This is a genomic window from Paenibacillus sp. NN59, assembly GCF_057597225.1.
Map to the genome: position 1 here is coordinate 2801030 of NZ_CP199678.1, position 13040 is coordinate 2814069.

At 40.2% G+C, this 13040-nt stretch carries 9 protein-coding genes; 6 read left to right on the forward strand and 3 right to left on the reverse strand.

The annotated features are described in order from the left end of the window. Positions 1-62 precede the first annotated feature (62 nt). Both ACT89M_RS12600 and ACT89M_RS12605 read right to left on the reverse strand, forming a co-directional pair. Complete coding sequence (locus ACT89M_RS12600; protein WP_253495001.1) at positions 63-275, reverse strand: cation:proton antiporter regulatory subunit; 213 nt, start codon at positions 273-275, stop codon at positions 63-65. Between the two features lie 119 nt (positions 276-394). After that, positions 395-1150, reverse strand: a complete 756-nt coding sequence (locus ACT89M_RS12605; protein WP_154958806.1) for a hypothetical protein — start codon at positions 1148-1150, stop codon at positions 395-397. A 594-nt stretch (positions 1151-1744) separates the two neighbouring features. Here ACT89M_RS12605 and ACT89M_RS12610 point away from each other — a divergent pair. The 5 genes from ACT89M_RS12610 to ACT89M_RS12630 all read left to right on the forward strand — a co-directional run bounded on the left by ACT89M_RS12610 (position 1745) and on the right by ACT89M_RS12630 (position 8718). After that, complete coding sequence (locus ACT89M_RS12610) at positions 1745-3439, forward strand: M3 family oligoendopeptidase (protein WP_253494997.1); 1695 nt, start codon at positions 1745-1747, stop codon at positions 3437-3439. 205 nt (positions 3440-3644) lie between these two features. Beyond that, positions 3645-4796, forward strand: coding sequence for an iron-containing alcohol dehydrogenase (locus ACT89M_RS12615; protein WP_339838422.1), 1152 nt, complete (start codon positions 3645-3647; stop codon positions 4794-4796). 108 nt (positions 4797-4904) lie between these two features. Beyond that, positions 4905-6356 (forward strand): glycoside hydrolase family 32 protein, encoded by a 1452-nt coding sequence (locus ACT89M_RS12620; protein ID WP_487345251.1) that lies wholly within the window; start codon positions 4905-4907, stop codon positions 6354-6356. Positions 6357-6500: 144 nt separating this feature from the next. Then, a complete protein-coding gene (locus ACT89M_RS12625; protein WP_253494991.1) occupies positions 6501-7439 on the forward strand; it encodes a tyrosine-type recombinase/integrase in 939 nt (312 codons plus the stop codon). Positions 7440-7482: 43 nt separating this feature from the next. Then, the gene (locus tag ACT89M_RS12630) at positions 7483-8718 is read left to right on the forward strand and encodes a PLP-dependent aminotransferase family protein (RefSeq protein WP_154958802.1); all 1236 of its coding nucleotides are present in this window, start codon (positions 7483-7485) and stop codon (positions 8716-8718) included. A gap of 77 nt (positions 8719-8795) precedes the next feature. On the opposite strand, the gene ACT89M_RS12635 is transcribed toward ACT89M_RS12630, so the two are convergent. After that, the gene (locus ACT89M_RS12635) at positions 8796-11138 is read right to left on the reverse strand and encodes a tetratricopeptide repeat protein (RefSeq protein ID WP_253494989.1); all 2343 of its coding nucleotides are present in this window, start codon (positions 11136-11138) and stop codon (positions 8796-8798) included. Positions 11139-11867: 729 nt separating this feature from the next. Between ACT89M_RS12635 and ACT89M_RS12640 the strand changes: the two genes are divergently transcribed. Then, positions 11868-13031: a glucose-1-phosphate adenylyltransferase gene (locus ACT89M_RS12640; RefSeq protein ID WP_487345312.1), complete on the forward strand. Its 1164-nt coding sequence runs from the start codon at positions 11868-11870 to the stop codon at positions 13029-13031. Positions 13032-13040 lie beyond the last annotated feature (9 nt).

The window sequence follows — 13040 nt, forward strand, 5'->3', positions numbered from 1 at the left end:
AGTACAGGTTTTTTTGTGCGCTTAAGTGTGTTGAAGTTACTAAACTGCTAGGAAGCTCGTACTCAGGACCATCCTCCGATTAATCCCGAGAGCGTTACACATTCATCATCTTCCAATTCTGCAATCAGTGTGAGCTCTTCCTCATCCTTCGGATTCACCGAAAATAACTCACGGCGTCCGTCTTCGTGTTTGATGATGACTAACTGATTACCACCTTTTGTATGGAACTGGTACTTCACCCCGATACCAGGCAGGGCGCATTCCCGGATATTCATAAAACTTGTTCACCTCTTTAGTTTTTGCTTAATCATCGTTAACCGTTCTCACAGTACGGATGTATTCTACTATCCATAACACCGTTTGGCAAGTCACAAATCTCATTGCCCGGAAGGGGTCATGAATTTTTTAGATCCGCAATCGAATTTCGCCGTCGTCTTGTCCGTCTGCGCCGTATGAAGAACCAGATGAGCAAGGCCAGGACCAACACAAGGCCTGCGATGGCAACTAACAGGATATTCCGAATATTCGGAATCTGTACTGTCAAATCCAGCTTATTCTTTTGCAAAGGAGAAACGTTCCAGATTAGCGTTTTACCGCCATCTTCTACCTGGTCAGCATTAGAATTCTGGGCTTTAATCGGCAGAGAGAGTTTGAAGTCAAAATTCACATCTTTTAACAAAAGCCGTTTGAGAAAACCCGGAACGCTATTGATCCTATCTTTAATATCCCCATCGGGCATGGATTCCATAAGGTCAGCTTCGGCAAGGATATGCAATTGGGATGTGAAAAAGCCTGGTGTCTTGGATTGTTCGATATGAATTCCTGGCGGTAGCTTCGAGGAATCGAATCCGGTCATGTTGCTTTTTTCATAATGAGTCGTTGCTTTCAACACGTTCTGGTCCGCCTGTTTGGTCACTTCTGTCTTAAAATTATTCCGTTCCAACGCTTCAGCTAGCAAGGGCATTAGATTGTCTTGTCCAATTTTGCCAAGGGCCGAGTCCGACACACTTAGATTCAGATCCAGATCGGCCGTTCCATCTGTATTCACGGTTACATGGGCTTCTCCATCTGCACAGGCGGACAACATGATAAGCATGAGGGCAAACATAATAGAAAGCGATATTTGACGTATAGAAATGCGAGTTGACATGTGAAGCCTGCCTTTCTGCGTAGGTCTAGTGTGGTAATGTCCATATCTATCCAATCCAGAAGTATAGTATACAACGGAACGACGGGAGATGCGAACAAGATGTATAAAACGGGGTAAATGGTGAGATTACTATGGCGCTGGATTAAAAAAGTGAACTAAAAGTGATGTTTATCGTTGATTAAAATTAAAGATTTCGTATTTTTGTCAATGTTCGGTTAATTCAAACGGCCATTCCGCGTGTACACTAAGATAGAGATGAATATACGGGCAAGGGAGGTACATTCATGACTTATATTATTATTCTAGCTGCGATTATGGTTGTGGGTATGATTGGAATGGGCTGGTTCTATAAGATTGTTGACGAAGACAAACATTAATTGTGGAACCATCCATAGGAACAATTGAAAAAAAGACAAGCCTATAAGCTTGCTTCGCGGATGCGAGGCGGGCTTATTTGATATTTTTGTAAAAGCATTTGACCGATGGACAAATATTTTTCGTAAAGTTGGGATTTTTAGGCTTCACTTTTGTATAATAAGGGATAGCTTCTCGGGTTTTTCCCGAAATTTGCCAAACAGGAAAGGGTGTACATAAATGAAGTTTAGTGAATACACGTATACACGTCCCGATCTGGAACACATCAAGACCTCTTTCGGTGAACTGCTGAAGGGATTCGAAGCGGCATCTACAGTGGAAGAGCAGAGTGAATTCATGGACAAGATCAATGCTTTGCGTAACGATTTTGAAACGCAAGCACAGCTGGTCTATATCCGTCATTCTATTGATACCAATGATGAGTTTTATAAGGCAGAGAATGAATTCCTGGATGATAGTCAGCCTGTTGTTCAGGAATACATTACCGATTTTTACCGTGCGCTGGTGAACTCCAAGTTCCGTGCAGAACTAGAGAAAAAGTGGGGACCCCAACTGTTTCAACTCGCTGAGCAAGCTTTGAAAACATTCAGCCCGGAGATCATTGAAGACCTCCAGAAGGAAAATAAACTTTCTACAGAATACAATCAGCTGATTGCTTCTGCCAAAATTCCATTCGAAGGTGAAGAGCGCACGCTGCCTCAGCTTCATCCGTTTGAGCTGTCTACGGATCGCTCGATGCGTGAACGTGCTTCAGAAGCCCGGTATACATTTATGGCGGAGCATGAAGCTGAATTTGACCGCATTTACGATGAACTGGTGAAGGTACGTACACAGATTGCGAAAAAACTGGGGTATCCAAGCTATGTGGAGCTTGGTTATGACCGTATGAACCGTACAGATTATAATGCGGAGATGGTCGCTAATTTCCGTGCGCAAGTCCGCGACTACATCGTACCTGTTGCGACCAAGCTCAGAGAGCGTCAGCGTAGCCGGATTGATGTCGATACGCTTTATTTTTACGATCAGGGCTTCAGTTTCAAAACGGGCAACCCAACACCCAAAGGTGATCCGGACTGGATCGTAGAGAACGGGAAACGCATGTACGCAGAACTTTCACCAGAAACAGATGTGTTTTTCCAGATGATGACTGACAACGAATTGATGGATCTGGTAAGCAAAAAAGGCAAACAGGGTGGCGGATATTGCACGTTCCTGAACGATTACAAAGTGCCGTTCATTTTCTCCAACTTCAACGGTACGTCGGGTGACATTGATGTATTGACCCATGAAGCTGGACATGCTTTCCAGGTGTATGAAAGCCGCAACTTCGCGGTACCGGAATATAACTGGCCTACATTTGAATCCGCAGAGATTCATTCCATGAGTATGGAGTTTTTCACTTGGCCATGGATGGAGCTGTTCTTCAAGGAAGATACAGACAAGTACAAGTTCGATCATTTGTCCTCAGCCCTGTTGTTTATTCCATATGGTGTATCTGTGGATGAATTCCAGCATTTTGTCTATGCGAACCCGGATGCGACACCAGCAGAACGCAAGCAGGCTTGGCGTAACATTGAGAAGACTTATCTGCCGCATATCAACTACAAGGATAACGCATATCTGGAGCAAGGCGGATTCTGGCATAAACAAGGTCATATTTTCTCTTCACCATTCTATTACATTGACTACACGCTGGCACAAATCTGTGCGTTCCAGTTCTGGAAACGCAGTAATGAAGATATGAAATCAGCATGGGCTGATTATCTGACTTTGTGCAAAGCTGGTGGTAGCCTGTCCTTCACAGGTCTGGTGGAGCTTGCTGGTTTAAAATCACCATTTGAAGACGGCTGTGTATCATCCGTCATTGGTGAGATTGAAGCTTGGCTTGATAGTGTAAACGACAAGGCATTGTAATCGGAAAAGTAATCAAACGATATGACGGCTTAGACCCTGCGGGTGTCCAAGTCGTCTTTTTTATGATCAAAGAAACTATAAAATCCGGTTAGCTGCATGGGACAATGTAACATTTATCAGTTGATTGTGATTTATTTCACTATAGCTGGAAACGGATTCAGTTACAATAAAGGTAGTAAATCAGGGTTACAGGAGGCTGGTTCAGATGGCAACGCATGCATATTATGTCCCACCCGTGAATTTGATGGGTAGAGGGTGTTTGCAGGATGCAGCTCCAATGATTGGACAGATGGGTATACGTAAGGCTCTGGTCGTTACGGATCAGGAACTGGTTACGTCAGGTATTGCCGAACGTGTATTGTCTACGCTGCGGAAAGCAGGGTTAGACTATGTCGTATATGATGAGGTACAGCCCAATCCAACATGCGAGCAAGTGCATGAAGGGTTACAAGTATTCCAGAACCATGGCTGTGACGCCATTATATCGATAGGCGGAGGTTCACCGCAGGATGCTGCAAAAGCGATTGGAATCGTTGCTGCAAACGGTGGACACATCCGTCAATATGAAGGACTGCACCAATCCCGAACCAAATCGGTTCCGCTGGTAGCTGTGAATACAACAGCTGGTACATCAAGCGAGGTAACGATGAACTACGTGATTACAGATGAGGAGCGAAAAGTGAAAATGGTGATGGTAGACCGGAACTGTCTAGTTGATCTGTCGGTAAATGATCCTGAACTTATGCTGAGTAAACCTGCGAGTCTGACTGCTGCAACGGGTATGGACGCGTTAACCCATGCGGTTGAAGCAATGGTTACACCAGGCGGATTTACGGTTACAAGTGCAACGGCTGCTGCTGCGGTCAAATTGATCTTTGAATATTTGCCAAGAGCAGTGAAGGATGGGACTGATCTGGAAGCAAGGGAGTATATGACTTACGCCTGTTTCCTGGGAGGTATTGCTTTTAACAATGCGGGTCTCGGGTATGTTCATGCCATGGCTCATCAATTAGGCGGGGTATATGATCTACCGCATGGTGTGTGTAACGCGATGTTGCTTCCTTATGTTGAAGAGATGAATGCCAAACATGTGCCGGACAAATTCCGTCATATCGCCAAGGCGATCGGGATGGATGTAAAGGAGCGCACCGATGAGGAATGTGCAGCATACGTCATTACTGCGATTCGGAACCTGGCCAAAGAAGTGGGGATTCCTGAAAAGCTGTCCGAACTTGGGGTACAGAACCCGGATGTGGAGTTGCTTGCAAGTAATGCAATGAAAGATGCTTGTGCACCAGGTAATCCGTATCAACCGTCCAAGGATGAGGTTATGAACCTTTTCCGAAAGATAATCTAGAACAGATTGAAGAGAAGCTTTTATACTACTCAGGTTTAGACTATAGAGAAATAAATAATGGTACAATGGAGTCGCTGAGATCAGCGGCTTTTTTTGACTTGATTTGACTTGAATAGATATGAATTGTGGGATACGCTTACATCTGTTGTTGAAGAAGTTAATAATGTTGACGTTACATACTATGTTGGAGACTCCGATTTATTTAAATCGTTGATGGAGGCCGTGATGAAACAGGATCAATTACATGTAAAAGCACCTGGCAACTGGATGAATGACCCGAACGGGTTTATCTATTACCGAGGAGAGTACCACTTATTCTATCAATACTTCCCGTATGGCCTGCAGTGGGGCACCATGCATTGGGGTCATGCGACCAGCCCGGATTTGGTCACATGGACGCACCATCCTATAGCCCTATATCCAAGCAAAGGGTATGACCAAAATGGTTGTTTCTCTGGAACGGCACTCGAAGTGCAAGACCAAATGTTTTTATTTTATACCGCTGTCAAATACGATGTGCTCAATGAAGAGAACATTCATGTGATTGTGGATGATCAATTCGAGTCGAGTCAGGCTTTGATCATCTCGGAGGATGGCTATACGTTTGATAACCTGACCTCTAAGCAGCAGATCATACCTCCGATCGTCGATTCTGTTCTGGGGGATCGCACGCATACACGTGATCCAAAAGTGTGGAAGTCCCGGGATCGGTATTATATGATTTTGGGCACCAAGACGAGAGATCGACAGGGCAAGCTTTTGTTTTATTCAAGTGAGGATCTGCTCCAGTGGACGTATGTGAACAGCTACACCAAGTCAGGGCTAGGGTATATGTGGGAGTGCCCGGATATTTTCAGTTTGTTGGATCATTCGAGTGGAGCCCAGCAGACTGTACTGCTGATGTCCCCGGAAGGGATTCAAAGCGAACCGTTGTATACAAGTCACGCGATGTGCAGTCTGGTTTCCTTCAAAGAAGAGAGCTGCGATATCATCATTCCGGATCAATTGAATATGGTCGATTATGGTGGGGACTTGTATGCGCCTCAGACGAATCTGGATGCAGCAGGGCGCCGAGTCATGATAGCCTGGATGCGGATGCCGCTACCTGTGGAGAATCCGGGTGAGAAGCCGTGGATTGGCATGATGGCCTTGCCACGAGTCATCGAGGTCGAGGGCGAACAGATATATTTCCGAGTGCATCCTGAGGTGGAGACACATTTTAAGACCCCTATCCCTGTCGAGCAGATTAATTATGCCAAGCCATTTCAATTGAAAGTTGCGTTGCAGGAACGTCAGGTTCTGGATATTGGTGGTTATCGCATATGGCTGGAAGACGGAAGAGTGCATACCGATCGGGCAGAGGTGTTTAGGGGCTTGGATCAATATGATCTTCAGTTTCAGACTCCGGAGCTTCAGGGGAACTGTGAACTCAACATTTTTGTAGAACCTAACTTGATTGAAGTTTTTGTGAATCAGGGGCAGTACGTATTAAGCAATGTGGTATATGATCTGCAAGCTTATGTAAGCTATACGGGTGAATTGGAGTGTAAAATAGGATAAGTGCAGTGTTAGAGCCGGAGAAATCCGGCTTCTTTGATGCATACGTATTCAATGTGTCTATAGACATCTTCACAAATAAAGTCTAATGCGTAATAATGTAGGTCGGACTATTGGCAGCATATGACATGCACTTCAGGAGGCATCATGAAACTCAGCACAACTGATCTAAACCATTATTTGCGACAGTATGAGATCTATTTGAGTGTAGAACGCAATCTGTCTCATAAATCCATCAGAGCATATTTATCTGATCTGAATAGACTTGTAATCTGGCTTGATTCACATGTATTACACGAAGTAACTAGAGATAATTTGCGTAAATACCTTGAACAATTAACGAGTGAACAGACGCTTAAAGACTCTACGATTAAGAGGAAATACATATGTTTTAAAGCATTCTTCAATTATCTCGTGCAGAACGGAAATCTGAAGGAATCACCCATCGACGGTTACGGGAAGAAATTCAAAACGGCAAGGCGCATTCCCAAGACACTTTCCGTCAATGAGATTGAGAAATTGTTAAATGCCCCCGAAGAGCATATGAAACAGTTACACACGATTTTTCGAAAGAGGATAAACCTGCGAAATGCCGCAATTATTGAGTTGTTATACGTCATCGGGATTCGTATTGGTGAATTGGTTAGTATAGATATTGAGCATATTGATCTTGAAGAGAGAACCGTGCTCATCTTTGGGAAAGGGCGTAAGGAGCGACTCTTATATATATCAAGTGAAGAGGTTATTCAAAAGATTAAGAGCTGGCTCCAAGTTCGTGAGAACTTCGAACCTCAAAGTGACGCTCTTTTTCTTAATAAATACGGCCATAGGCTCTCCATATATTCTATAGAGGACATTTTTTCGAAATTTAGAGATATGTCAAAAGTAAGTAAAAATTCAACTCCGCATTATCTTCGCCATAGTTTTGCTACTCATTTGCTGAATAATGGTGCAGATCTGCGATCGGTACAGGAGATTCTTGGACATACCAATGTAAGCACGACACAAATCTATACCGAAGTCTCTGTGGAGCGAAAGAAGGATGTGCTGTCGAGGTTTAATCCAAGAAATAACTTAAAAGTGTAGAGAAAAACCTCCAAATAACTATAAATTATTTGGAGGTTTTGTAGTGTTAGAGACTGTTTTAGGATATTTAAATTTCAAAAAAAATGAAGAAGACTATTTAGCAAAAAAAAGGCTCACCTTGCCTCTATGTGCCGCCGAGAATAGAATGTCAGATTTCTCTAAAATACCCCTACTAAAAGATTACCAAGAGAGATACATAATGAATGGAATAAATTCATTTAGTATTGAGGAAAATTTTATTGGGAGTGAACATTTATATGAAGTTTATAAACTAATTAATTCACAATGTTTAAAATTATTTTCAGCAAAGTATGCTGATGCTAGAACCTTATCAGGTATGAACTGTGTTACATCTTTGTTAATGTCTATTACAAATATAGGTGACAAAATCATGCTTTCCACTAGTTCATCAGGCGGACACCCTTCAATGGAGCATGTATGTAAAAGATTAGGTTTAGAAATCATTGATATGCCATATAACTATGAAGAATTCGATTTAGATTATGAAAAAATTTACGAAACCCTAGTAGAAGAAGATATAAAATATTTGTTATATGCACCATCGGATATTATAAAGGCTCCAGATTACAATAAGTTGAACCTTCCTTCCCAAACGTTATTTTTATATGATGCTAGCCAAACGCTGGGGTTAATTGCAGGGAAACAAGTAGCTAATCCACTGGAAACTCCAATAAATTGCGTGTTGTTTGGTGGTACACACAAAACACTACCTGGACCAGCCAATGGTCTAATCATGACTAATAATGAAGAAATAGCAAAAGAATTGGACGAAAACATAAGCCCTAAATATCTTAGGAATACCCAAATGCATCAAGTCGTAAGTTTACTTTATACTTTGTTTGAGATGGAAAAATTCGGGGTAGATTATGCAAGAAAAACGATAGAGTATTCAAGAGATTTAGGGAGGGTACTTAAAGAATATGATTTTGATATCCCTTTTTTTAACAACACTCCTACGTTTACACATCAAATATTTATAAGAACGAGCCAGGACACTATGAATACTATGTTCAGTAATGCTTTCAGAAATAATGTTACACTCAATAAAAAGAACAAAAAGTTGTTTAATGAGCATGGTATAAGGCTAGGGACTCAAGAAATAGCAAGACTTGCATGGACAGAAAATCCTGTAGTGCAGATAGCAAAAATAGTACAGAATTTGCAATATTCTAACCAAAATATACAAAAACAAATTAAAGATTTGAAAGTACCAGAAGATTTGAATTTCACTTTTAGTGTTTCTTCAATGAAATTATGAAAAACAACCCATACCACATTATTAATTAATGCGGTGTGGGTTGTCCTATTCTCCAATTTTTATATAACTTTAAATGCCTAAAATAAAGGTAGCATTTTATCGTACAGGCTGGGTGCTTTGTTATTTAGGATATTGAGGATTGCCCCCACGTGCTGTTTACCAAGTTCAAAACAAACATTATCATCTTTGTCTTTACAAAGGCCTAAACAGTGTTCAAGTAATTGATATTGTTCTTCTTTTGAATTTGTAAAGTGATGGTGCTTTGTTTCTAATTCAACGGAGAGTATACCCAAACTACTGTATAGTTCAATATTTTTATCTCCATTCAGGAGCGAAGCGTCCAAACTTTTTTTGAAGTATTTTATAGATTGTTTGAAGTCTTTCTTGCGTCTTAATAACTCTCCCATTTCAAAAAATAAATTGAATTGCAATCGTTCACTTTTCTTCTCATATATTTTTATCGTTTTTTCTAATAAATTTATTCCTTTATCAAAGTTTCCTTGTATCCCTTGCTCGATAGCTTTGTATTTATTGGTTGAAAGATCAGCTACCGAATTTTCTTCTGTGATATAAGAATCAATTATTTTAAAGCTAAAAGGCTGTTTCTCGTTCCTATAAAAGAAAATGTTATTCATTTCGTTCATGCATTTAATATATATGTCTCTTGTCTGCACAGTGTCAATATTACAAATTCTTATAGACTCATTATAAAAATCTATAGCTAGATCCAAAAGACCCATGTGACGATAACAGTGGGCTACCCCCCAATAACATTTAGATTTAAATCTGAAGGATTGCCTTACATGTGTCGAATCTATCATCTTTTTAAAATGTTCTATAGCTTTTACATATTCATTCTGTAAATGATATAAATTGCCTAACAGAAAAACTATATCGAAGTTTTCCGACGAAACAGTATCAGGTCGTACTATACAGTGATTAGTGTTCATTTCAATCTCTTCAATTGCATCTTGATATGCGCCGTAACCCGTTAACGCTTCCGCAATATAGTAACTCAATTTTTCAAAAAACAAAACAGAATCAACTTCATTGTGATGTTCAATCTGCTCTTTCAGTACAAAAATATTTTTAAATAAATAACGGATTCTCAGAGTAGCTGTATAATCTTTAGCGTCATTATTAATTTTTAGTGTATTTATTATATGCTTCGCTTTGACATCCGTTTCAATACCTTGGATGAATTCATGAACAACTTTATGTTCCAAGAACAGTTTTTGCTGCTGAACTAAATCCAGTATTTTATTTTGGAAATATTGAATGTATTCAATCTCCTTATTAATGGATGGTAATAGTAAGGCTTCTGTAACTGAATAGGAAAAGTTTTTGTTTTTTCTTAATAAACCTTCTATTACTAATTTATCAAGTTGTTTTTTTATTGTATCTAGGGAAGAATCATTGAGTAATTCCAGCATTTTTATGGAAACCTCATTTTTAGATATTGAGAAAGATAGTATACATCTGAACAATCTTTTCTCATCATCATTTATATCTTGGTAGAAAATATCAGTGACATGTTCCCAATTTATAGAGTTCATCTTCTCATTATTGATATCTGCATTGTACTTGTCAGCGATCAAACTAAGTGTATGAATGTTACCATTTGTTAAAGAAAACAGTTTATCATTGTCCGTATCATTCAGTGAAATATTTTTCTTATCCAAATATTCAATCATATAATCTTTCTCAAAATTAAGTATATCAGAAGTTTTTATATTACTATTATTTATTTCTTTTCTCTCAACTGCACCAGAATAGAATAGCATAAAGATACATTGACTGTTCAAATTCATTTTTTTCAGTTTGCCAATGATTTCATTACAAAGTTCATAGAATTTAGTTTTTTCGTCATAGTTTTTGATATCATCAAAAATAAAGACAGTTCTCTTTTTATTTCGAATTTTCCTAGCAATCAAATGGGCAGTTAATGAGTAACTAAGACCTGGTTCCCCCTCAATTAGTAGGAGTTCAAATATTTGTTTAACTGCCATCTGGTAGCAACTATCATCTTCACATGTTATGAAAAAAGCTTGTACATTTAATTCTTTTTTATATCCGGTTGAGATAATGAAATTTTCCTCATCTTGCGTCTGACAATTATAATTGATAGCCATATTTATCAATTTGGCGAATTCTGTTCTCCCTACGCCTGGAGGACCAAATATTTGAAACATTTGTTTTCCGTTAGAACTTTGTAACTCTTCAAAAATATCTTTGGTGATTTCTATTCTATCAGTAAAGTATGCAATGTCAGGTTTTGAATCAGAAAATATAGTTTTTCTCTTTGTTTTTTTTATATATCTAGATACTCCAATAATAGCTGTGATTAAGGGGATACAGACCCCGATTATTGTAAAAACATTTGCCCAAGACCCCAGATTCCATAAACTGCTTGTAAACATACAGACCTCCAAATAATTTATAGTTATTAGTATGTAATTTCTCGATTCATTGCTGAATGTCTTGATCTTACTTTCATACCACCTTTGATATTCGACACATTTCTATTATATTCCTCTAAAAATTTACAAAAAAATCGCCCATTTCTGATTCATAAGACCCTCTTTGTTAGTACCATAGGATAAAAGGTTCAGATCACCCGCTGTTTACCATATTATTACCAAGAGGATTTTAATTCGTGTCTATCGAATAGATTAAAATAACAGCGTCGTTACAGGAGCGCGTAAGGTTCAAACCAGCGATGCCCTGATTTTTTTTCAAATTTGCTGTTACCGCAAGATTCCCCGATCGAATTCCTGTTTAATGGGTAATAAGCTCATTTTTCATTACCCATCATTAACACAGTCTACAAGGCAAGCCAAGTCATTTTCTACACAATCAACATGCTCTGCAACACCAACACCATCTACATGCATTAAAACACATCATCATCGTCGCATTATTTGCATTTGAAAAGAAATTCGAACCAAACTGGATCATTAATTCGATCCGCATCAACATTCCAGTGATCATCTAACGAAAGACGTCCGGTTACATATGAATGATGTCTTTATTCCGTTACACATCTGTACAGCATGCTCCTAATCAAGACAGCCGTGTTTTCACAACAGAATATCGATTATGGGCTCTGAAATGAATCAGAATGAATGCACGTGGAGGAGGCTGTAATGATGGCAAAAAAAGAGGTTGTAGCGATGCTGCTCGCCGGAGGGCAGGGGAAACGATTAAAGGGATTGACGAAATCACTGGCAAAACCCGCTGTTTATTTTGGGGGAACCTACCGCATTATTGATTTTCCGCTCAGCAATTGCTCGAATTCAGGTATCGATACCGTGGGTGTGTTGACCCAATATGAACCACTTGTACTGCATTCCTACATCGGTATTGGCAGTGACTGGGACCTGGATCGTAAAAATGGCGGGGTTTATGTGCTTCCTCCCCATGAACGGGAAGATGGAAGTAACTGGTACCGCGGGACTGCTGACGCGATTTACCGTAACCTGAACTTTATTGAACAATTTGATCCCGAACATGTGCTGATTCTATCCGGTGATCATATCTATAAGATGGACTACGACAAGATGCTCCAGTATCACAAGGAAAAGAATGCGGATTGCACCATTTCCGTGATTGATGTTCCTCTGGAAGAAGCGAGCCGCTTTGGTATTTTGAATACGAATGAAGACTACAGCATATATGAGTTCGAAGAAAAACCTTCTCAGCCCCGAAGCACACTTGCTTCCATGGGCATCTATCTCTTCAAATGGGATGTGCTTAAACGTTTCCTGATTCAGGACGAACAGCAGGCATCCACCTCCTACGATTTTGGTAAAGACATCATTCCGTTGTTGCTTGAAAATGACAAATCTTTAGTTGCTTACCCGTTCCAAGGATACTGGAAAGACGTTGGAACCATTCGCAGTCTGTGGGAATCCAATATGGATCTGCTGGACGAGGAAACACCGCTGAATCTGAATGATCCGAACTGGCGGATTTTCACCCGTAACCCTAACCAGCCTGCTCAATATATATCTCCTGCCGCCAAGGTGCGCAATTGCATCATCAGTGAGGGCAGCATCGTGCACGGTGAAGTGAATCATTCCGTCCTGTTCTATGGAACTGAGGTGGGAGAGAACAGTGCAGTAATCGATTCCGTTGTTATGCCTCGGGTCAAAATTGGCCGTAATGTGTCCATTCACAACGCCATTATCGCCGAAGGCTTAGTCATTCCGGATGGAACCCAGATTGCCCCCGCGCCTGGAGACGAGAGTGACATCTTACTGGTAGATCAGGAAGAATTGGAAAGACAATTGCGTCAAGGCATAGCAAATTGATTGACCAAA

Bases quoted from the DNA above. Each gene is read 5' to 3' on its own strand.
- ACT89M_RS12615 (WP_339838422.1), top strand. From the start codon at position 3,645: ATGGCAACGCATGCATATTATGTCCCACCCGTGAATTTGATGGGTAGA.
- ACT89M_RS12625 (WP_253494991.1), top strand. From the start codon at position 6,501: ATGAAACTCAGCACAACTGATCTAAACCATTATTTGCGACAGTATGAG.
- ACT89M_RS12600 (WP_253495001.1), bottom strand. From the start codon at position 275: ATGAATATCCGGGAATGCGCCCTGCCTGGTATCGGGGTGAAGTACCAG.
- ACT89M_RS12635 (WP_253494989.1), bottom strand. From the start codon at position 11,138: ATGTTTACAAGCAGTTTATGGAATCTGGGGTCTTGGGCAAATGTTTTT.
- ACT89M_RS12610 (WP_253494997.1), top strand. From the start codon at position 1,745: ATGAAGTTTAGTGAATACACGTATACACGTCCCGATCTGGAACACATC.
- ACT89M_RS12640 (WP_487345312.1), top strand. From the start codon at position 11,868: ATGGCAAAAAAAGAGGTTGTAGCGATGCTGCTCGCCGGAGGGCAGGGG.
- ACT89M_RS12605 (WP_154958806.1), bottom strand. From the start codon at position 1,150: ATGTCAACTCGCATTTCTATACGTCAAATATCGCTTTCTATTATGTTT.